This is a genomic window from Streptomyces sp. NPDC047072 (genome assembly GCF_040643855.1).
GTDB lineage: Bacteria > Actinomycetota > Actinomycetes > Streptomycetales > Streptomycetaceae > Streptomyces.
Genome location: NZ_JBEYVC010000002.1, coordinates 1 through 21,072 on the forward strand (window position 1 = coordinate 1; position 21,072 = coordinate 21,072).

The following is a 21,072-nucleotide window of genomic DNA, read 5'->3' on the forward strand; positions in this document are numbered from 1 at the left end:
CCAGGGCTATCGAACGGGGGTTGACCGGGGGAGTGGTGGTGGTCATGGCTGCTCCTCAAGGGGCTCGTGTGCCGGGTCGAGAGGTGTGTGGCGAGCGCGCGGGCGGCGGGGCTCGCGGAGGCGGGCGGCGGCACGCTGCTGGCGCTGGGCCTCGCGACGCCGGCCGCGGGTGCGGCGGCGGCCGGTGCGATGGCGGGCGCGTCCGCGGTGCACGCCCCCAACGGCTTCTTCAACGCGGGCGGCGGCTACGAGTACGCGGCCACGCTGGGCCTGACGGCGGCGGGGCTCGCGGTGACAGGCCCGGGCCGCCTCTCCCTGGACCACGCGCTCGGCCACACGGTGAACCGCGGCTGGATGGTGCCGGTCGCCCTCGCGGCGACGGGGCTGGTGACGGCGGCGGTCGTGGGGGCGCGGAGCCGGCGGCTGCGGGAGAAGGACACCGACGACACGCAGACGGCCCTGTTCGAGGAGCAGGAGGCGTTGTTCGGGGAGTGAGGGCCGAGGTGGCACTCTGCTCCGTATGAGCGATCACGACATCTGGGCCTGCGTCGACGAACTCTGGAGCTGGCTGGAGGCCGGTCAGCCCCTCGGTGGGCGTGAAGGACTGCTGCTGCGGATGCTGAAGCTCGCCGAGGAGGTCGGGGAGGTGTCCGAGGCGGTCATCGGGGCGACCGGGCAGAACCCCCGCAAGGGCGTCAGCCACAGCTGGGAGGACGTGCAGGGCGAGCTGTGCGACGTGGTGATCACGGCCCTGGTCGCCCTGCGCACCCTCACCCCCGACACCCGCGAGACCTTCATGGCGCATCTGGCCCGTGTCAGGGAACGCTCGCTCGGCCCTGCCGCGTAACGGGACGTTCACCCGTTCGGCCTACGCCCCCGGGCGGCCCGCCCCGCGCTCCTCGGACGATGAACCGGACGACGTGCACCCCACCGTCGGAGGATCCGGATGAACGAGGCCCCCGCCCCCTTCGCGGAGAACGACGCCCCCGCCCCTTTCGCGGAGCAGGACTACGCGGCTCGGATGACCCGCACGGCCAGGGCCGCGGCGGAGGCGGAACTCGCGGGCCTGCTGGTGACCCCCGGCCCCGACATGGTGTGGCTGTGCGGCTACCGCCCGCCCGCGCCGGCGGAGCGCCCGACCCTCCTGGTCCTCACCCCCGGCTCCGAGCCCCGTCTGCTGGTCCCGGCCCTGGAACGCCCCGACGCGGAGGCCGCGCCCGGCGCGGGGGCGCTGCGCGTGTCCGAGTGGCACGACGGCCAGGACCCGTACGCGGCGGCCTCCGGCCTCCTCCTGCCCAGCGGCCGCTACGGCGTCTCCGACACGACCTGGGCGCTGCACCTGCTGGGCCTCCAGGAGGCGCTGCCGCTGACCACGTACCGGGCGCTGACCACGGTGCTGCCGATGCTGCGCGCCGTGAAGGACGAGCCCGAGGCGGCCCGCCTCACCGCGGCGGCAGCGGCCGCGGACGCGGCGTACGAGGAGATCCTCGCGGTCCGTTTCGCCGGCCGCCGCGAGAGCGACGTGGCCGCCGACCTGGCCCGGCTGCTGCGCGAACACGGGCACAGCCAGGTCGACTTCGCGGTGGTCGGCGCGGGCCCGAACGGCGCGGACCCGCACCACGAGGCCGGCGACCGCGTCATCGAGCAGGGCGACACGGTCGTCCTGGACTTCGGCGGCCTCAAGGACGGCTACGGCTCCGACACCACCCGCACGGTCCACGTCGGCGAGCCGACGGACGAGGAACGCACGGTCCACGACCTCGTCCGTACGGCCCAACAGGCGGCCTTCGAGGCGGTCGCGCCCGGTGTCCCCTGCCAGGAGATCGACCGCAGGGCCCGCCGGGTCGTCGAGGACGCGGGCTACGGCGACCACTTCGCGCACCGCACCGGCCACGGCATCGGCGTCACCACCCACGAACCCCCGTACCTGGCCGAGGGCGAGGAGACCCCCCTCGCCCCCGGCATGTGCTTCTCCATCGAACCGGGCGTCTACCTGCCCGGACGCTTCGGAGTCCGCATCGAGGACATCGTCCTGTGCACCCCGGACGGGGGCCGCCGCCTCAACACGACGGACCACGGGATGGCGATCGTGGAGTGAGCGCGGGGTCCGCGACGGCCTCTTCGCGTCCGAAAGATGGTTGCGCCCCCGCGACCGCTCTCCCTAGCGTGGCGGCGACGAGCGAGCCGTCTCGACCGGCCCGCCGACGCTCCGGGCGACCAGCCGTCGTCCGGAGCCGCTGCCGACCGGGAGGACGTGGATGACCAGCACCGCTGCCGACACGGGAAACACCACCGAGGGTCCGGGCGACGACGACACCAGGATCACCGCCGACATACTCAAGGTGGCCGGGGCCGTCGTCGTCGGCATGATCATGGCCATCCTGGACATGACGGTCGTGAACGTCGCCCTGCCCACCTTCCTCACCGAGTTCAAGGTCGACGCCTACTCCACGGTCGCCTGGACCATCACCGCCTACACGCTCGCGCTCGCCGCCGTCATCCCCGTCACGGGCTGGGCGGCGGACCGCTTCGGCACCAAGCGCCTCTACGTCACGGCCCTGGCGCTGTTCACGTTCGGCTCGATCCTGTGCGCGTTCGCCTGGAACATCGAGGCGCTGATCGGCTTCCGGGTCCTGCAGGGACTGGGCGGCGGTATGCTCGTCCCGCTCGGCATGACGATCATGACGAAGACGGCCGGCCCGCACCGGATGGGCCGCCTGATGGCGATCCTCGGCGTGCCGATGCTGCTGGGCCCGATCGCCGGCCCCATCCTCGGCGGCTGGCTCATCGACGCCGTCTCCTGGCACTGGATCTTCCTGATCAACCTGCCCCTCGGGGTGATCGCGATCGTCTACGCCCTGGTCGTGCTCCCCAAGGACTCGCCCGAGCCCAGCGAGACCTTCGACTTCGTCGGCATGCTGCTGATGTCCCCGGGCCTGGCCCTCTTCCTCTACGGCGTCTCGTCCATCCCCGGCGAGGGCACCGTGGCCGCGACCAAGGTCCTCGTACCCGGACTCGTCGGCCTCGTGCTGATCACGGCGTTCGTGGTGTGGGCGTTCCGGCCCGAGCACCCGCTGCTGGACCTGCGGCTGTTCAAGGACCGCAACCTGACGGTGGCGACCATCGTGATGTTCCTGTTCGCCGGGTCCTTCTTCGGCGCGATGCTGCTGGTGCCGACCTACTTCCAGCAGGTGCGCGGCGAGGACGTCCTCAAGGCGGGTCTCCTGGTCGCCCCGCAGGGCATCGGCGCGATGCTGACCATGCCGATCGCGGGCACCCTGGCCGACAAGATCCCGGTGGGACGGATCGTGCCGGTCGGCATGGCCACGGCCCTCGCCGGCATCATCGGCCTCGCCCTCAGCGCCGACCCCGACACGCCGTACTGGCGGGTCATCCTCTTCCTGTTCGTGATGGGGCTCGGCATGGGCGGCTCGATGATGCCGACCTTCACCTCGGCCCTGAAGACGCTCCGCGAGCACCAGGTCGCCCGCGGTTCGACGCTGATCAACGTCATTCAGCAGGTGGCGAGTTCGGTGGGCGTGGCGGTGATGTCGGTGGTCCTGACCAACCAGCAGAACGCCTCGGAGGCGTTCTCGGCGCTCCGCGCCCTCGGCGACGCCAAGCAGGCGGGCGTACAGCCGCCGGCCTGGGCGACGGAGACCGCGCAGCGGCTGGGCGACGCGTTCCAGTCCACCGCGATCTCCGATCTGGCGGGCGCGTTCGAGACGACGTACTGGGTGGCGGTCGGCGCGATGGTGATCACCCTGGGCGCGTCCCTGCTGCTGCCGCGCAGGCGCGAGGAGTCGAAGCTGCTTGAGGGCGAGGGCGAGGGCGGCGGGGGCGAGGGGGACCGCGCGACACCGCCGGTCGGCCTCCACTGAATTGTTAGCGCACACATTCCGGAGGAGGCAAGACCACCCGGCCGCGCACACCGGTAAACAGACGGCACAGCTTTTGTTTGAGCACTCTTGACTGTTCAACAGTGTTGACCCGGTATTGATCCCGCCGTAGAAAGACGGAGCCGCGAGAACGGCGGCCCGTCCGTCCCTCCACGCCCCGATCAAGCGCTCTGACCGGCTACAACACCCTCACCCTTCCATGCGATCCGCAGGCGTGACGACGTCCGAGGGCCCGGAATGTGAGCGCACACATTTCCGTCTCCTGAGCTTTTCGTCTCCTGAGCACCGTGAAGGAACTCCCGCATGCCCGCAGAAGCCGGACCCTCCCGCAGAACCGTCCTCACCGCCCTCGGCGCGGCCTCCCTGGCCTTCGCCGGGTCCGTTCCAGCCGTAGCCGCTCCCACGGTGGTGGACTCCCCCACCGCCCTCCCCGACCCGTCGGCCCACTGGACCTTCGACGAGGGCACCGGCACCACCGCCGCCGACTCCTCCGGCAACGCCCACACCGCCACCCTCCAGGGCGCGGCCGACTGGGACACCGGCAAGGTCGGCGCCCACAGCCTCGGCCTCACGGCGGGCGGCAACGCCACAACTCCCGTTGCCGTTGTGGACACTTCCCAGGCGTTCACGGTGTCCGCCTGGGTCAACCTCGCCCAACTCGGCGGCTACCAGACCGCCGTGAGCATCGACGGCAAGGTCGTCAGCGCCTTCTACCTGGGCCTGCGCGACGACACCGGCACGTTCGCCTTCGCCCGCCTCGCCTCGGACGCGACCCAGGGCGCCGCGGTCGCGGCGGCCGCGTCCGCCCCGACGGCCGGCACCTGGACCCACCTGGTGGGCGTCAACGACCCGACGTCCGGCGTGACCCGCCTGTACGTCAACGGCGTACTCGAAGGGGAGACGGCGTACTCCGCGGGCTGGGCGGGCACCGGGGCCACGGCGATCGGCCGCGCCCTGTACGGCGGCGGCCAGGTCGACCAGTGGCACGGCCAGATCGACGACGTACAACTGTTCCCGACGGCCCTCACCCCGGACCAGGTCGCGACGCTGGCCGGGGTCCCGGTGGAGTCCACAACTCCCCTGCTTAGCGTGGACGTTGCCCACCCCGCCCACGCGGTCTCCCCCATCCTCCCTGGCCTGATGTTCGAGGACATCAACCACTCCGGCGAGGGCGGCATCTACGCCGAACTGGTCCAGAACCGCTCGATGATGGCGAGCGACACGGCGGCGGTGCACTGGTCGGCGGTGGGCGGCACGACGCTGACGCTGGACGCTTCCGCTCCCCTGAACGAGGCCCTGAACCGCTCCCTCAAGGTGGAACTGCCAAGCGCCACAGGGGCTGTTGGCCGTTCCGGTGTCGCGAACGACGGCTTCTGGGGCATCCCGGTACGCCCCCGAACCACGTACACGGCCCGCCTGTTCGCGAAGGCGTCCCGCCGCATGGGCCCGCTGACGGTGGCGATCGAGTCGGCGGACGGGGGGACGGTGTACGCCTCGGCGCGCCTGTCCCATGTCGGTACGACCTTCCCGGACCGCCCATACGAACTGACCCTGCGCACGGGGGCGGACGCCCCGGTGACCGGCGATGCCCGCCTGACGGTGACGACGGCCGACCCGTCCGCCTCCGGCGAGACCCTGTGGCTCCAGCACGTCTCCCTCTTCCCGCCCACGCACAACAACCGCCCGAACGGCCTGCGCGTGGACCTGATGGAGAAGCTGATCGCCCTGAAGCCGAAGTTCCTCCGCTTCCCGGGCGGCAACTTCCTGGAGGGCAACACGATCGCGACCCGCTTCAACTGGAAGAACACGATCGGTCCGGTCTGGGCGCGCCCCGGCCACATGGACGACGCGTGGGGCTACTGGTCGACGGACGGCCTGGGCCTGCTGGAGTACCTGGAGTGGGTCGAGGACATGCGGGCCCAGCCGGTCCTGGCGGTCTTCGCGGGTTACACGCTGAAGGGCGACCACGTCACGGGCGACGCCCTCCAGCCCTTCGTCCAGGACGCGTTGGACGAGATCGAATACGTAACGGGCCCGGTCACCAGCACATGGGGCGCGCGCCGCGCGGCGGACGGCCACCCGAAACCGTTCCCCCTGGAGTACGTGGAGATAGGCAACGAGGACTGGTTCGACGGCTCGGGCTCGTACGACGCCCGCTTCACGGCGTTCTACGACGCGATCAAGGCGAAGTACCCGCACCTGAAGCTGATAGCGACGACGACGGTGACGAGCCGCACCCCGGACTTGATAGACGAGCACTACTACTTGGCCCCGTCAGCCGCCCAGGCGGCCACCCACAAGTACGACAACAGGGACCGGGCGTCGACGAAGGTCTTCGTAGGCGAATGGGCGGCACAGGAGGGCCGCCCGACCCCCGACCTGAACGCGGCGCTGGGCGACGCGTCCTGGCTGGCGGGCCTGATCCGCAACTCCGACCAGGTCCTGATGGAGTGCTACGCCCCGCTGTTCTCCAACGTGAACAACAACGTCTGGGCAACGAACTTGATCGCCTACGACAACCTCACGAGCTACGTCTCGCCGAGCTACTGGGCGCAACAGATGCTGACGAGCAGGTTGGGCGACACGGTCCTCCCGGCAACGACGCGGGCGCTGCCGGGCCTGGCGACGGTGGTCACGCGCTCGGGTCGCTGCCTCTACCTGGCGGTGGTGAACTACGGGACGGAGAAGCTGGATGTACCGGTCGAGTTGACGGGCCTGGCGAAGGGGGTGAGGAAGGCGGCGACGGCAACGGTGCTGACGGGGCCGTCTGCTACGGCGACGAACACTCTGACGGAGCCGACGACGCTGGTCCCCAGAACCACGGCGGTGACCGGAGCGGCCCCGACCTTCACAACAACCCTGCCCCCGCTGTCGGTCACGGTCCTGGAACTCACCTTGACCTGATGTCGGTGATCTCCACGGAAGGCTCCGTACCCGCCGAGGCGGTGCTGATCAGAGACGGCGTGTAGCTCAGGCTGGTCTGGTCAGTGAGCTCGGCGGTCTGAATGACCGACCCGGACTCGTCACCGTGGATCTCGTAGGTGATCTCGTACGTCGCGTCCGGGTCGAGGACCCCGCTACTACCCAGGTAGGTCAGCTCAGGCTCCACGGTCAGATTGCAGCCCGCCGATCCGAAGCACTGGCGCTCGGTGGTGCGCAACTCGATCGAGAAGCTGTCGACGTCGACTTGGGCGTACGTCGGTTCCGTGGCGGGGGTGACGAGATCCAGGTCCGGGACGCTCGACGCGACGGCGGCGCCGGTGCTCGGCTTGTCGTCGTCGTTGGTGGACCCCTTTGTGGCCCCCACGACGACGATGCCCGTGGTGACGATCGCGGCGATGACAGCGGCGGCCGAACCGATGATGACGGCGTTGGTGCGGCGTTTCTTAGGCGGGCCGGGCGGTCCGGGCGGCGGAGGGGGGACGGGCGGCAGGGGCGGGACGGGAAGCTGCGGACTGCTCTCGACATCGACCATCGTCAGCCCCACCCTCCCAGCAGACCGGAACTGAGCTGAGCACTACAGATGTTGTAGTCCCCGGACGCGTGAGCCTTCTTGGTCTTCCCACCGACCGTGACGGAGCAGTGGATGTCCCCGGACCCCTGAAGCTGAGCGGTGACGTTGAAGTACACGGCCTCATCGTCGACCGGCAGCGTGGCCTCGAACTCACCGTTCTTGAAGGCACCGTCACGACTGTCGGAATCGGACCCATAGGTGATGTCGAGCGGCCCGAGAGCGCCGGCAGGAGCCGTACCCCACACCTTGAAAACAACGACCTTCTTGCCGGCCTTGTTCTTGCCGTCGCCCTCTTCGCCGTTGCCCCCGGAAGCGGCGGCGGCGGAGGCATCGGCCGCCTTGTCCCCCTTCGACACGGAGCCACCGGCCTTGGCACCCTTGGAGCTACCCGCCCCGCCCCCCACAACAGCACCGACAAGCGCAATGAGAACGAAGAGCCCGACAAGACCAAGACACCCCAGCCCGACGACCTTCCCCGCACCAACCTTCTTCGGCGGCGGAGGCGAGAACGGCGCCTGCCCAAAGGGCTGTTGCGGCGGATACTGCTGCTGATTCATGATTCCCCCTGGGGCGTGTGTGGTGCAGTGCAAGGTGTGTGACTTGCACCGGTCCCGCACGGTTTCCCAAAGAGAACTGATTCACCTGATCGTGGGACAGAGGCCCACAGGCAGCGGCAGACGAGTCGGGCTGTACGCCGGGTTCTGTGCCCCGGTCCCTCGCGGGAGTCGGGGCGACGGCCATCCATCTAGGGCCTACGTTGCCGTAGGCCTCGTGCGGTCTACCCGGGGGCTCGGGCGGGCAGCCCTCGAACGTCCCCGCAGAGTGCGTTTTACCGCGCTCCTTTTGACCTTGCTCCGGGTGGGGTTTACCTAGCCGCCTGAGTCGCCTCAAGCGCTGGTGGTCTCTTACACCGCCGTTTCACCCTTACCCGGTGCCGAAGCGCCGGGCGGTTTGTTTTCTGTGGCACTGTCCCGCGGGTCACCCCGGGTGGCCGTTAGCCATCACCCTGCCCTGTGGAGCCCGGACGTTCCTCGGGGAGCCCCCCGAGAGGGGATTCCACGCGGCCGTCCGCCCGGCTCGTCTGCCGTGCGGACCATGTTACCGGGGACTCGGGGCAGGCCGGTTCGGCGGTCACGCGAACCGGCCCCGCCGTCGCCAGTACCGAGCCCGCCAGGATCAGCGCGAAGGCGACACCTACGCCCACTGTCAGGGGCTCGGAGAGGAACAGCACCCCCGCCACCACCGCCACCGCCGGGTTGACGTACGTGATCACCGTCGCCCTCGTCGCGCCCACCTCCTTGATCAGTTCCAGGAAGGCGACGAACGCGACCGCCGTGCAGATCACTCCCAGGCCGGCAAGGGCGGCGACAACAGAGGCCGAGGGCATCGAGGACGGCCAGGTCAGGACCGCGGAAGGGGCGTATACCAACGCCGCCAGCGCCAGGCACGGGGCCGTCAGCTGGAGGGATGGGATGTCCTTCAGCCAGCGGGCCGCTATCAGCGGGGCCGTCGCGTAGCCCACGACCGTCACCAGCACCTCCGCCATCGACTTCGCGTCGCCCCCCGTGAGGTGCGGAACGGTCAGGACTCCCACCCCCGCCAACCCCAGCGCCAGGCCCGTCACCCTCCGCGCTCCCAGCCCCTCCGTGTCGCCGAAGAAGCGTGCCAGCAGCACGCCGACTATCGGGACGCCCGCTATTAGCAGGCCCGCCGTCGAGCTGGAGAGGTGGCGTTCCGCGTCCGTCAGCGTGTACCAGGGGCCCATGATCTCTATGACCGCGAAGGCCAGCATGGGGCGCCAGTGTGACCGTACGACAGCAGACAAGCCCCCTTGCCTCACCGCGAACGGCAGCAGGAGCAGCGCGCCCACCGCGCAGCGGACGAACACCACGAACGGGGCCGAGAGCGGGGCGTCCACCGCCACTTTGATCATCAGGTAGGGGATGCCCCACACCACTCCCATCAGGGAGAACAGGAACCAGCCGCGTGCAGTCATGCGGACATCGTCGGCGGACTCAACGGCCCGCGTCTTGAACGCTGTTGCGGTACGCCGCCGGGGTCACCCCCAGCACACGGCGGAACCAGCGGGTCAGGTGGGCCTGGTCCGCGAAGCCCACCAGGCCGGCCGCCTCGGCGGGGCGGACGCCGGCGTCCAGCAGAGCGCGTGCCCGGTTCACGCGGTATTGGGCCAGCCAGGCGTACGGGGGGATCCCCATCGCCGTACGGAAGGCCCGTAGGAGTTGGTAGCGGGACATGTCCAGGTCGGTGGCAAGGTCGGCGAGGGACGGGGGTGCGAGGAGTTCGTCGGCCAGGCGGTCTCGTACCCGTTGCGCGATGGCGTCCGCGCCCGGGATCACGCAGGGGGCCATACGGGCCGTGGAGTGGCGGCCGGAGAGGGCCGTCAGGAGCCAGGGCAGGCGGGACTCCGTCTCCAACGGGTCGGGGCAGGCACTGAGTTCGCGGTGGGCGAGGCGGAGGGCCGCGGCGAGTTCCGGGTCGTCTATGAGGGGGTCGCGGAAGTGCGGGAGGCCTACGGTGCCGTCCTTCAGCAGGGAGGACTCCGCGTACAGGGCGCGGTAGGCGTAGCCGTCCGTGGGGGTGCCCGGGCCGCCTGTGTGCATCTCGCCGGGGGCCAGGACGACGATCGAACCTGGGCCGGTGCGGATGTGTCCGCCGCGGTAGTCGATGATCTCCGAGCCGCCCACGCAGACGCCGATGGTGTACTCGTCGTGGGCGTGCGGGGCGTAGACGTGCTTGTCGAAGCGGGCGGTCAGGAGGTCCACTGGGGGGCCACAGCGGCCCAGCCTCGCCCTCGTCCACAACGCCTGCTCGGCCACGGCCCGTCCCCCTGTTCGTCGTCCACAGGGTGCAACGACGTGGGGCTCAGAGAAAGTCCGCGGTGTCCAGGTCGAAGGCGAAGGGCTCGGGGAGGGTGAGCGGCTTGCCGAGGGGGCGGGTGTCGTGTTCCCGGTAGTCGTCCCGCTCAGGGTTCCTGAACAGGGTGACCGACGAGGCTTCGCGATCGACGAGCAGATAGAGGGGGATACCGCCGCGGGCGTAGCAACGGCGCTTGGCCTCGCGGTCGGCCTTGGGCCTGGTGGACGTCACCTCCAGCACCATGGCGACGCCGTCGCAGGGCATCCAGGAGTCGGCGCCCCGGTAGAGGCGCAGCTTCCTTGGAGCGAACGTGCCGTCCGGGATCACGTGGTCTTTCGGGCAGCCGCCCCCGCTCTGCAGCTTCAGCCCCTTGTTCCCGGAAAACTGCATATCGGTCTGGGATCGCCTATACACCTGGTTCACGATCAGCTCGATGTAGTCCTCGTGGTCCCCGTCCGGCGGCGGCGTCACAACGATCTCCCCCTCGATCAGCTCAGCCCGGAAACCCTCCGGAGTGTCCAGGGCGAGGAAACCCTCCAGCAGGACCTCTGCCTGCGTGAGCGGCTCGTGGGCCACGGCAGTCATGTCACGCCCCTCCTTCTGTCGCTCGCCAGACTGGGACATCGGAAGATCACCTGTCCATGAGATCGGGAACCGTTCCCTCGATCGTGGCACACGATCGGTGTCTCGGGCACGCGGTCAAGCGGGCGCGAAGCGTACCTTCGCCCGGCTCGCAGACGTGCCCGGATCCGCCCCCACGACCCTCACCCGCAGTCGATCACCCAGTGACAGTCCAGGGCCGTCGATGCGGCCAATGACCGCCGGATCCGACAACTGCACGGTGCCAGAACCCCGTTGACGCTCCTCCAGCTCCACCACGCACCCGTCGAACACCTCCCCCACCCGGTCCTTCAACAGCGCCGCCTCGACGATGTCCACGCACTCCCGTTCGGCCTTCGCAGCGAGTCGGCCGCCTGAGGACATCTCCCCCGGCAACCCAGTAAGCGCCGCGAGCACCCACTCCGGTACGGCCGACCCCGCCACCGCCGCCAGGCAGATCTCCGAGGCGTACCGGTCCGCCAACCTCCGTAGCGGCGCCGTGCAATGCGCGTACGGCGCCGCCACCGCCGCGTGGGTCGTGAGGGGCGGCAGGACTCCGTCCCGGAAGACCGTGTAGCCCGCGCCCCGCAACAGCGTCGTGCACTCCTGGAGGAACGCCGCGTGGTGCGGGTTCCGTGGGTCCAGGGAGCGGACCAGGGCCGCGTACGACACATGATGCGGCCAGTCGATGTGCAGGGCCTCGGCCGTGCGGCGCAGGCGGCCGACCGCTCCGGACGGGGCCGCGGGGAGGGTGCGGAGCACGCCCGTGCCGTAGGCGAGCATCAGGTCCGCCGCAGCCATGCCGGTGAGCAGGGAGATCTGGGCGTTCCAGCCGTCGGCGGGCACCCCCACCCGGTACGTCAGCTCGTACCCCCCGTCCCGCTCCACGATCTCCTGTTCCGGAACCCGCAGCGAGATCCCGCCCCTCTCGACCTCCAGCGCCTCCCGCACCTCACCGACCTCCTTCAACAGCAGGAGCGGCTCCTCGGCGGTACCCGTGTCGATCGCCCTCTGCACGCCCTCGTAGTCCAGCTTGGCCCGGCTGCGGACCAGGGCCCGGTGCACCTCGGCGGCGGTCGTACGGCCTTCCGCGTCGAGGTCGATCGTCCACAGGGCGGCCGGGCGCAGCTGGTCCGGGAGGAGGCTGGCCGCGCCCTCGCTCAGTACCGGCGGGTGCAGCGGGACGCGGGAGTCCGGGAAGTACAGGGTCATCACGCGGCGGTGGGTCTCCGCGTCGAGGAGGCCGCCGGGTACGACGAAGGCGGCGACGTCGGCGATGGCGTACCGGACGCGGTAGCCGCTGCCCCGCCGGGACAGGTGCATCGCCTGGTCGAGGTCGGTGGAGGCGGGCGGGTCGATGGTGAAGAGGGGGATGTCGGTGGCGTCGGCATGCACCCCGGGTGCAGGGACCGCGGAAGCCTCGGCCGACACCTCCGGCGGGAACTCCGACCGCACCCCCAGCTCCGTACGCAGGCCCGCGCACGCGGCCCTCAGCTGATCGTCGGTCACACGCATGCGGCGGCGGGGCATACAGCGAGGGTAAGCAGATCGGGCGCCGTACGCTGTCCGGGAGCTCAACAGAAGGAGATCTTCCGTGCTGGTCCTGCTGCCGCCCTCCGAGGGCAAGGCCTCCTCCGGCCGTGGCGCCCCGCTGAAGCTGGAGTCGCTGTCGCTGCCGGCCCTCACCGAGACCCGCGCGACCGTGCTCGACACGCTCGTCGAGCTGTGCGCCGGGGACGAGGAGAAGGCGCGCGAGGTGCTCGGACTGAGCGAGGGGCTCAGAGGAGAGGTCGCCAAGAACGTCGAACTCCGGACCGCCGGGACGCGGCCCGCCGGGGAGATCTACACGGGAGTGCTCTACGACGCCCTCGACCTGGTTTCTCTCGACGCCGCGGCGAAGAGGCGTGCAGGGCGTTCCCTTCTCACGTTCTCGGCGTTGTGGGGAGCGGTTCGGGTGACCGACCGGATTCCGTCGTACCGCTGCTCGATGGGGGTGAAGCTGCCGGGGCTCGGCCCGCTGGGCTCCTACTGGCGTACGGCGATGACGGCGGCGCTGCCCGAGGCGGCCGGCGACGGGCTGGTGCTGGACCTGCGGTCCTCGGCGTACGCGGCCGCGTGGAAGCCGAAGGGCGAGGTGGCGGGGCGGACGGCGACCGTACGGGTGCTGCACGCGCCGACGCGGAAGGTCGTCAGCCACTTCAACAAGGCGACCAAGGGGCGGATCGTACGGAGTCTGCTGGTGGCCGGGATCGCTCCGAAGGGCCCGGCGGAGCTGGCGGAGGCGCTGCGGGACCTCGGGTACGTCGTGGAGGGCGAGGCGCCCGCGAAGGCGGGACAGGCGTGGTCGCTGGACGTGCTGGTGGACGAGATCCACTGAGCCGTCATTGCGCCCTCTGCAATGAGCTTTGCGCCAACTGCATCACTTGGCCATGATGACGTCATGGCATCCTCCCCGTCTCCGCTCGACCTCGCACCCGTCGTCCCCGTCGTCGTTGTCAACGACGCGTCCGACGCTGTACCGCTCGCCCGTGCGCTGGTCGCGGGCGGGCTGCCGGCCATCGAGGTGACGCTGCGGACGCCCGTCGCGCTGGACGCGATCCGGGCGATCGCCGCGGAGGTGCCGGAGGCGGTGGTCGGTGCCGGGACCGTGATCACGCCCGGGCAGGTGAAGGAGTCGGTGGCGGCGGGCGCGCGTTTCCTCGTCAGCCCGGGCTGGACGGACGTCCTGCTGGAGGCGATGCGGGCGTCCGGGGTGCCGTTCCTGCCGGGGGTGTCGACCACCTCGGAGGTGGTGGCGCTGCTGGAGCGCGGGGTGACGGAGATGAAGTTCTTCCCGGCGGAGGCGGCGGGCGGGACGGCGTATCTGAAGTCGCTCGCGGGGCCGTTGCCGCAGGCGCGGTTCTGCCCGACGGGCGGGATCGGGCCCGGCAATGCCCCCGACTACCTCGCCCTTCCCAACGTCGGCTGTGTGGGCGGGACTTGGATGCTGCCCGCGGAGGCGATCGCCGCGCGGGACTGGGGACGGGTCGAGGCGCTGGCGCGGGAGGCCGCCGGCCTTTCCGCCCTACGGCCGCAGGTGTGACGTGTCGTTGAAGAGCCGCACGCTCGCGTTGCCGTCGGCGTAGTAGGCGACCGCGGAGAGCGAGGCCGCGGAGAGTTCCATGCGGAACAGGGACTCCGGCGGGGCGCCCAGGGCGAGACGGACGAACGTCTTGATCGGGGTGACGTGGGTGACGAGCAGGACGGTGCGACCCGCGTACGCCGCGACGAGCTTGTCCCTGGTCGCGGCGATCCTCGTCGCGGTGGCCGCGAAGCTCTCGCCGCCGCCGGTGGGTCGGGCCTCGGGGTCGGCGAGCCACTTGGTCAGGTCGTCGGGGTAGCGCTCGCGGACCTCGCCGAAGGTGAGGCCCTCCCAGGCGCCGAAGTCGGTCTCGATGAGACCGTCCTCCACGGTCACCTCGATGCCGAGTCGCTCCGCGACGGCTGCGGCGGTCTGGCGGGTCCTTGTCAGCGGCGAGGCGAGGATGTGCTGGATCGTTCCGCGCGCGGCCAGTGCCTCGGCCGCCCTCTCGGCCTGCTCGCGTCCGACATCGGAGAGCGCCGGATCCGTACCGCCGCTCCCCGAGAACCGCTTCTGCGGAGTCAACGGTGTCTCCCCGTGCCGCAACAACACGAAGGTGGCAGGCGCGCCCATATCAGCCGGGGCCCACCCGGACCGAGCCACGTTGACAGCGGCCCGGCGATCGGCCTCAGCCTTGACGGCGGCACCAGAAGACGGCTCACGGATCGAGCTCGCCGAACCCCCCGAATCCATCGCCTCGTTCGCCAACCGGTCCGCCCTCTTGTTCCGTTCCCGCGGGATCCACTCGTACGTCACCCGCCCCGGCGGAAAGATCCGCCCCGCCTCCAGAGCCAGCGGCTTCATGTCCGGGTGCTTGATCTGCCACCGCCCCGACATCTGCTCGACGACCAGCTTGGAGTCCATGCGGACGTGCACCGAGGCGGCGGGGTCCAGCGCGTGCGCGGCGCGGAGCCCGGCCACCAGCCCCCGGTACTCGGCGACGTTGTTGGTCACGACGCCGAGATACTCGTACGCCTCGACGAGCACCTCCCCCGTCGCCGCGTCCAGCACCACGGAGCCGTACCCGGCGGGCCCGGGGTTGCCCCGCGACCCGCCGTCCGCCTCGACGATGAACTCCCGCACGTCCAGGGCTCCTTACAGGCCGGAGTCGGACGTACGCACGAGGATGCGACGGCAGTTCTCGCAGCGCACCACGGTGTCGGGCGCGGCCGCGCGGACCTCGTTGAAGTCCGTGATGGCGAGTTCCTGGCGGCAGCCCTGGCAGGTGCGCTGGTACAGCTTGGCCGCGCCGATCCCGCCCTGCTGCTCGCGCAGCTTGTCGTAGAGCTTGAGGAGGTCCGCGGGGACGGAGGCGGCGATGACCTCGCGCTCCTTGGTGACCGTCGCGACCTCGCCGTCGATGCCCTCGAACGCCGCCTCCCGGCGCGCGGTCGCGTCGTCGACCTTGCCCTGCACCGCGCCGACCCGCTCGGTCAGCTCGGCGACCCGCTCCTGCGCGGACTCCCGGCGCTCCATGACCTCCAGGACGATGTCCTCGAGGTCGCCCTGGCGCTTGGCGAGGGAGGCGATCTCGCGCTGGAGGTTCTCCAGGTCCTTGGGGGAGGTCACGGCACCGGAGTCCAGGCGCTGCTGGTCGCGGGCGGCGCGCTGGCGCACCTGGTCCACGTCCTGCTCGGCCTTGGTCTGCTCGCGGGCGGTGTCGCTCTCCTCGGTCTGCGCGGCCACGAGCAGGTCGCGCAGCTGGGTGGCGTCCTTGGTGAGCGCCTCGATCTCGGCGTGCTCGGGCAGCGACCTGCGCTTGTGCGCCAGCTGCTGGAGCCGTACGTCGAGGGCCTGGACGTCGAGAAGGCGGATCTGGTCGGCGGGCGCGGCGTTCAGTTGGGGGCTCCCATTGAGCTAGAGGTCGGGTTGGACGCCGCGTGGGCGGTCCAGGGGTCGGTGACCGTCTTCGAGACGTGGACGCGCAGGTCCCAGCCGTGGCGGTCGGAGATCTCGTCGAGCTGGGCGGCGGCCAGCTCGCACCAGGGCCACTCGGTGGCCCAGTGCGCCGCGTCGAGGAGCGCGAGGGGGGTCTGCGCCACGGCCTCGGAGACCGGGTGGTGGCGCAGGTCCGCGGTGAGGAAGGCGTCGACGCCGGCCGCCCGGACCTGGTCGAAGAGGCTGTCACCGGAGCCGCCGCTGACGGCGACCGTGCGGACGACCGCCTCGGGGTCGCCCGCGACGCGGATGCCCTGCGCGGTGGCGGGGAGGCGTTCGGCGGCGCGGGCGGCGAAGTCGGCGAGGCGCATCGGGGGGTCCAGCTCGCACACCCGGCCGAGCCCCCGGCGCCCTTCCGGGTCGGTCGGGTCGGGCACGAGCGGTCGTACGACACGAAGGTCGAGCGCGCCCGCGAGCGCGTCGGAGACGCCCGGGTCGGCGGTGTCCGCGTTGGTGTGGGCGACGTGCAGGGCGATGTCGTTCTTGATGAGGGTGTGGACGACCCGGCCCTTGAAGTGGGAGGCCGCGACCGTCGTCGTACCGCGGAGATAAAGGGGGTGGTGGGTGACCAGCAGGTCCGCGCCCAGCTTCACCGCCTCGTCGACGATCTCCTGGACCGGGTCGACGGCGAACAGGACCCGCGCGACCTCCTGGTCGGGGTCGCCCACGACGGTGCCGACCGCGTCCCAGGACTCGGCCCGCGCGGCGGGCCAGAGGTTCTCCAGCGCGGCGATGACTTCAGACAGACGGGGCACGGAGGAAAGGCTACCTGCCTGTTCTGTCGGGCTGAACCTGTCCGGTTCCCGGCCGCCCCGCTCAGCACAGTCGCCCCGGATTCCTCAGGCGAATCGTTCCTGGGCCACCCTTATGTGTGAAGCGGAAGCCCGCCCGTCCCACGCCCGTGCGTACGAAAACTAGTTTCGTCGCCGGAGGTGACCGGACGATGACGGCCTGTGCCATCGAACCAGCGGCTGCGGACGAGGACGGCGACGGCGGCGACGGGGAGCGCCCGTCGGCGGAGTGCGTGATCACGGCGTGCGGGGGCTACGCGGCCCGCCTGGCGAAGGACGGCGACTCCTGGTTCCCGGAGCGCTGGACGCTCGGCGGCCCCGAGCCGTACGCGGTGCCGCTGCCCGGCAACCAGCCGGAGGAGCCCGGCACCGAGGTCCAGCCGATGGGCGACGGACGGGTCCTGATCCGGCGGTTCGCGGACGGACGGCACGCCTTCTCGCTGCTGTACCCGACCGGCCCGACCACGGGTGAGCTGCCGCTGGGCGCCGTCGAGTGCCCGGACCCGGGCACGGTGCTACGGCTGCTGCCGCCCGCGCCGGGCGGCGAGAAGGCGTACGCCCTCGCCGTCGGCCGGAGATCGAGCGCCGTCTGGCTGGTGGCGGGCGGCGCCTTCGGCCCGGAGCATCTCGCGGAGATCCCGGGACGCTGCTCGGGCGGGGTGTGGCTGGACCGGGTCGGGCGGATGCTGGTGCTGGACCGGGAGGTCGGCGGGCGGACCAAGGCGGTCGTGGTCGACCTGGAGCGGGACGGCGAGGTGTCCCCGCTGCTGCAGATCACCGAGGAGAGCGACGACCGGCTGCTGCTCGCCGACCCGGACAGCGGGCTGCTGCTGATCGACTCGGACGCACCCTCGCCGGGTGAACGGCGGCTGGGCTGGGGCGTGTTGGGGAGCACGCTGCCGGTGCGCTTCCCGGACTTCCTGCGGGTGCCGGACTGTTCGGTGACGCCGTTCGCGATCCAGCCGGGGCAGGTGCTGACGCCGGAGAGCTGCGGGGTGGCGCTGCGCGTCGACGGACCGATGGGCAGCTGGGTGGGTGTCTGGCGGCCCGCCGAGCGGCGGATCCGTCATCTCCCGGCGCCCCAGGGGTGGTTGACGGGCGCGGGGCTGTGGACGCGGGACGGGGAGCTGCTGCTTCCGTACGGCACGACGGATGTGCCGTGCGGAGTGGCCCGGTGGGAGGTGCCCTGGGGGGCGGGGTCCGCCGCCGGGCAGACGGGGGAAACGGGGGATGTGGGGGATGCGGGCCCGGAGGGTCCGGACGGGGACGATGCGGCCCCGCAGCCGGACCCTCCGGAGCCTGCCGTAGCACGTCCGGTGCCGTTGCAACAGGCCCCGTTGGGCGGTCTTGTAACGAAGTAGTGCCGGTTGGCGTGGCCATCTGGATTCGCCCCGTGGGGCGTTGGTTAAAATCCCGGCTGTTAGAAAGATCATGTTGACGGGGTGAGTTCCTTCCGATGAGCGACGCCAGCACGACGCAGCAGCCTGCCGACGTCCAGGATTCCGCCGGTCAAGGCCGGCACCGGGGTCCGGTCGCGGCCCAGGACGGCGAGACGGCCCCTCGTGGCCGACACCGCCGACCGGTCCAGGAGACCGAGGGCGCCGAAGCGGCTGCCTGACGGTACGCAACGAGGATGAAGGGGTTCGCCGGGCTACCGGTGGGCCCCTTCTCCTGCTTTTTTGTCCCGCGCGTGCACTCAGAGGTAGGTGACGCCGGTCAGCTGCTCGGCCGTCGCCCCACAGGCGCCGACCGGTATCGGGGTCGGCCGCCTCGGCACTGGGACGGACCTCCGTCACCCGGCCGCGGTACCCCCAGGCCCGCGGGGTGAAGTTGCTGCGGCACATCCCCGGGTGGGCGACGACGCCGAGGACCGGTGATCCGGCGGCGCGCAGCCGGCGGTCGAGTTCGAGGCCGAAGACGGTCGTGGCGAGTTTCGAGCGGGCGTAGGCCCGATTGGCGCTGTAGCCGTCCCGCGCCATGAGGTCGTCGAAGTCGAGGTGGGCGCTCTTGTGGGTGATCGAGCTGAGGTTGACCACCCGCGGTTCGGGGGCGCGGCCGAGGGCGCCGAGCAGTAGTCCGGTGAGGGCGAAGTGGCCGACCATGTTGGTGCCCAGATGCAGTTCGAACCCGTCGGCCGTTTTCTGTGCCGTGGGCCCGAGCACGAGCGCGCCGGCGTTGTTGACCAGCAGGTCGATGACCGGGAAGTCGGCGGTCAGCTCTTTCGCACACGCGCGGACGGAGTCCAGTGAGGCCAAGTCCAGCCGCCGCACGTGCACTTCGGCGCCCGGCGCCGCGTCCCGGACGACTTGACGGGCACGTTCACCGGCCGCCAAGTCCCGTACGGCGAGCACGACTTGGGCGCCGTGCCGGGCGAGTTCGGTCGCCGTGACCAGGCCGAGGCCCGAGTTGGCGCCGGTGACGACGGCGACCCTGCCGTGCTGGTCGGGGATGTCACGGGTGTTCCACGCGGCCATGGCGGTGCTCCTGGAAGGTGTCGGGGGAGGGTGTCGGGGGACCGTTCGGCGGCGACCGTAGTCACGGCCGGGCGGGGTTCCGTCGTACCCGGGTGCCTGGGAATGGCAGACCCACCTCGGTCCTTCGCCCGGCCCGCACACTGTCCCCATGGCGACCGATCATCCGTACGCACGCGAACTCGGGGACTTCCTGCGCGCCCGGCGCGCCCGGCTGTGTCCGCGGGACGTCGGGCTGGAGCCCGGGGGCCGGCGCAAGGTGACCGGACTACGCCGGGAGGAGATCGCCCTACTGGCCGGGCTCAGTACGGACTACTACCAGCGGATGGAGCAGGGCCGCGACGTACGGCCCTCCGACGCCGCGCTCGACGGGCTCGCCACCGCGCTCCGGCTGGACGGTGACGAGAGGCGGCACCTGTTCGACCTGGCCCGCTCCACGCGGCGCCCGGCCCGCACCCGTCCGCAGCGCGCCGAGCGGGTACCGGAGAGCACCCGGCGGCTGCTGCACGTCATGGGCACGCCCGGACTGGTCCTCGGCCGCCATCTCGACGTGCTGGCCTGGAACCCGCTCGCCGAGGCCCTGCTGGGCGACCCCGACGAACTGCCGCCCGGGGAGCGCAACATGGTCTCCCTCATGTTCCGACCCGGCTGCGCTGCCCGGACGGGGAGGACATGGCCCGCCAGTACGTCGGCATGCTGCGCGCCGCCGTCGCCGAGGACCCAGACCACCCGCGGGCCAGCGCGCTCGTCGGTGAACTGAGCATCCACAGCGCCGACTTCCGCCGGCTGTGGGCCCGGCACGACGTGCGCGGGGCCGTCCACGGGACCAAGCTCTTCCGGCACCCGTTGGTCGGGGGGATCACCCTCGACTGGGACAGGGCGACCCGCGACCGGTCCCGTCGGGTCACTGACGTTTCAGCCCCAGCACCTCCACCGCCGCGAAGGTCTCCCCCAGCGGGCGGTGTGCGTAGTGCGGGGTGAGGACGGCGTCCAGTTCGTCGTAACTGAAGGTGTCCTGCTTGCTGTCGAACTTGGCCTGGACGCGCGGGCGTTCGACGATCACCACCATGCCGCCGTGCACGACGAACAGCTGGCCGTTGATGCGTCCGGCGGCGGGCGCGGCCAAGTAGCCGACGAGCGGGGCGACATGCTCGGGGGCGAGCGGGTCGAGGCCGTTGTCGGACTGGTCGGGGCCCGCTCCGGCTTCGGCGAAGACGTCCTCGGTCATCCGGGTGCGGGCGCGCGGGCAGATGGCGTTGGCGGTCACGCCGTACCGGGTGAGCGCGAGGGCCGTGGAGGTGGTGAGCCCGACGATCCCGCCCTTGGCCGCCGCGTAGTTGGGCTGTCCGGCGGATCCGGCGAGGAATGCCTCCGAGGAGGTGTTGACGATACGGCCGTACACCGGCTCGCCCGCCGCCTTGGACCGCTCCCGCCAGTGCGCGGCCGCGAACCGGGTCGTGTTGAAGTGGCCCTTGAGGTGGACCCGGATAACCGCGTCCCACTCGCCCTCGCTCATGGAGAAGACCATGCGGTCGCGCAGGATGCCCGCGTTGTTGACGAGGATGTCGAGCTTGCCGAACTCGTCGATCGCCAACCGGACCAGCTGACCGGCCTGTTGGTGGTCGGCCACGTCACCGGTGTGGGCGATCGCGGTGCCACCCGCGGCCCGGATCTCGGCGGCGACCTCCTCGGCGGGGCCCGCGGAGGCCTCGCCGGAGCCGTCCCGGCCGGGTTGGCCGTAGTCGTTGACGACCACGGCCGCGCCGAGCCGGGCCAGCTCCAGCGCCTCGGCCCGGCCCAGCCCCCGGCCGGCGCCGGTGACGATCGCGGACAGGCCCTGAAGTGGCTGTGTCATGAGGGG

Annotated in this window: 16 protein-coding genes, 1 other RNA gene and 4 pseudogenes; 9 read left to right on the plus strand and 12 right to left on the minus strand. The window is 71.2% G+C overall.

From position 1 onward, the window contains the following. Window positions 1–90 precede the first annotated feature (90 nt). The 5 genes and pseudogenes from ABZ896_RS00915 to ABZ896_RS00935 form a co-directional block, all read left to right on the plus strand. Window positions 91–495: pseudogene (locus ABZ896_RS00915) on the plus strand (RpiR family transcriptional regulator); the annotation flags it as partial. A gap of 25 nt (window positions 496–520) precedes the next feature. Then, window positions 521–847, plus strand: a complete 327-nt coding sequence (locus ABZ896_RS00920) for a MazG-like family protein (RefSeq protein WP_360919765.1) — start codon at window positions 521–523, stop codon at window positions 845–847. 99 nt (window positions 848–946) lie between these two features. Then, window positions 947–2,098: an aminopeptidase P family protein gene (locus tag ABZ896_RS00925; RefSeq protein ID WP_360919768.1), complete on the plus strand. Its 1,152-nt coding sequence runs from the start codon at window positions 947–949 to the stop codon at window positions 2,096–2,098. 160 nt (window positions 2,099–2,258) lie between these two features. Further along, a complete protein-coding gene (locus tag ABZ896_RS00930) occupies window positions 2,259–3,881 on the plus strand; it encodes a DHA2 family efflux MFS transporter permease subunit (protein ID WP_360919771.1) in 1,623 nt (540 codons plus the stop codon). Window positions 3,882–4,202: 321 nt separating this feature from the next. Further along, a complete protein-coding gene (locus tag ABZ896_RS00935) occupies window positions 4,203–6,803 on the plus strand; it encodes a LamG-like jellyroll fold domain-containing protein (protein ID WP_360919774.1) in 2,601 nt (866 codons plus the stop codon). Here ABZ896_RS00935 and ABZ896_RS00940 read toward each other — a convergent pair. The 7 genes and pseudogenes from ABZ896_RS00940 to ABZ896_RS00970 all read right to left on the minus strand — a co-directional run bounded on the left by ABZ896_RS00940 (window position 6,790) and on the right by ABZ896_RS00970 (window position 12,420). Next, entirely contained in the window at window positions 6,790–7,374 is a 585-nt protein-coding gene (locus ABZ896_RS00940; RefSeq protein ID WP_360919777.1) for a hypothetical protein, read from the minus strand. The two genes, ABZ896_RS00935 and ABZ896_RS00940, sit on opposite strands and share 14 nt — an antisense overlap. 2 nt (window positions 7,375–7,376) lie before the next feature. After that, on the minus strand, window positions 7,377–7,970 hold the full coding sequence (locus tag ABZ896_RS00945) for a hypothetical protein (protein WP_360919780.1): 594 nt from the start codon (window positions 7,968–7,970) through the stop codon (window positions 7,377–7,379). A 117-nt stretch (window positions 7,971–8,087) separates the two neighbouring features. Beyond that, an RNA gene (rnpB, locus tag ABZ896_RS00950) (RNase P RNA component class A) lies at window positions 8,088–8,493 on the minus strand. Between the two features lie 85 nt (window positions 8,494–8,578). Then, window positions 8,579–9,409, minus strand: a pseudogene (locus ABZ896_RS00955) (DMT family transporter); the annotation flags it as partial. A gap of 19 nt (window positions 9,410–9,428) precedes the next feature. Beyond that, window positions 9,429–10,250 carry an AraC family transcriptional regulator gene (locus ABZ896_RS00960; RefSeq protein ID WP_360919783.1) on the minus strand — a complete coding sequence of 274 codons (822 nt, stop codon included), beginning with the start codon at window positions 10,248–10,250 and terminating at the stop codon, window positions 9,429–9,431. 46 nt (window positions 10,251–10,296) lie between these two features. Further along, a complete protein-coding gene (locus tag ABZ896_RS00965; protein ID WP_360919786.1) occupies window positions 10,297–10,875 on the minus strand; it encodes a Uma2 family endonuclease in 579 nt (192 codons plus the stop codon). 114 nt (window positions 10,876–10,989) lie between these two features. Then, window positions 10,990–12,420 carry an RNB domain-containing ribonuclease gene (locus ABZ896_RS00970; RefSeq protein ID WP_360919789.1) on the minus strand — a complete coding sequence of 477 codons (1,431 nt, stop codon included), beginning with the start codon at window positions 12,418–12,420 and terminating at the stop codon, window positions 10,990–10,992. Between the two features lie 64 nt (window positions 12,421–12,484). On the opposite strand from ABZ896_RS00970, the gene yaaA reads away from it, so the two are divergent. Beyond that, window positions 12,485–13,267: a peroxide stress protein YaaA gene (gene yaaA / locus ABZ896_RS00975; protein WP_360919791.1), complete on the plus strand. Its 783-nt coding sequence runs from the start codon at window positions 12,485–12,487 to the stop codon at window positions 13,265–13,267. Window positions 13,268–13,330: 63 nt separating this feature from the next. Beyond that, the gene (eda, locus tag ABZ896_RS00980) at window positions 13,331–13,972 is read left to right on the plus strand and encodes a bifunctional 4-hydroxy-2-oxoglutarate aldolase/2-dehydro-3-deoxy-phosphogluconate aldolase (RefSeq protein ID WP_360919794.1); all 642 of its coding nucleotides are present in this window, start codon (window positions 13,331–13,333) and stop codon (window positions 13,970–13,972) included. Here eda and ABZ896_RS00985 read toward each other — a convergent pair. The 3 genes from ABZ896_RS00985 to ABZ896_RS00995 are packed head-to-tail and all read right to left on the minus strand — an operon-like array spanning window position 13,955 to window position 16,704. Next, on the minus strand, window positions 13,955–15,094 hold the full coding sequence (locus ABZ896_RS00985; protein ID WP_360919799.1) for a bifunctional RNase H/acid phosphatase: 1,140 nt from the start codon (window positions 15,092–15,094) through the stop codon (window positions 13,955–13,957). The two genes, eda and ABZ896_RS00985, sit on opposite strands and share 18 nt — an antisense overlap. A 12-nt stretch (window positions 15,095–15,106) precedes the next feature. After that, window positions 15,107–15,850, minus strand: a complete 744-nt coding sequence (locus tag ABZ896_RS00990) for a C4-type zinc ribbon domain-containing protein (protein ID WP_360920245.1) — start codon at window positions 15,848–15,850, stop codon at window positions 15,107–15,109. Next, window positions 15,847–16,704 carry a Nif3-like dinuclear metal center hexameric protein gene (locus ABZ896_RS00995; RefSeq protein ID WP_360919802.1) on the minus strand — a complete coding sequence of 286 codons (858 nt, stop codon included), beginning with the start codon at window positions 16,702–16,704 and terminating at the stop codon, window positions 15,847–15,849. The genes ABZ896_RS00990 and ABZ896_RS00995 overlap by 4 nt, the downstream gene beginning before the upstream one ends. Before the next feature lie 188 nt (window positions 16,705–16,892). Between ABZ896_RS00995 and ABZ896_RS01000 the strand changes: the two genes are divergently transcribed. Next, complete coding sequence (locus ABZ896_RS01000) at window positions 16,893–18,101, plus strand: hypothetical protein (protein ID WP_360919805.1); 1,209 nt, start codon at window positions 16,893–16,895, stop codon at window positions 18,099–18,101. Between the two features lie 474 nt (window positions 18,102–18,575). On the opposite strand, the pseudogene ABZ896_RS01005 reads toward ABZ896_RS01000, so the two are convergent. Beyond that, a pseudogene (locus ABZ896_RS01005) lies at window positions 18,576–19,364 on the minus strand (SDR family NAD(P)-dependent oxidoreductase); the annotation flags it as partial. On the opposite strand from ABZ896_RS01005, the pseudogene ABZ896_RS01010 reads away from it, so the two are divergent. Continuing rightward, window positions 19,363–20,192 (plus strand): annotated as a pseudogene (locus ABZ896_RS01010) (helix-turn-helix transcriptional regulator). The pseudogenes ABZ896_RS01005 and ABZ896_RS01010 overlap by 2 nt on opposite strands. Here ABZ896_RS01010 and ABZ896_RS01015 read toward each other — a convergent pair. Beyond that, entirely contained in the window at window positions 20,116–21,066 is a 951-nt protein-coding gene (locus tag ABZ896_RS01015) for a 3-oxoacyl-ACP reductase (protein WP_360919808.1), read from the minus strand. The pseudogene ABZ896_RS01010 and the gene ABZ896_RS01015 sit on opposite strands and share 77 nt — an antisense overlap. Between the last annotated feature and the right edge of the window lie 6 nt (window positions 21,067–21,072).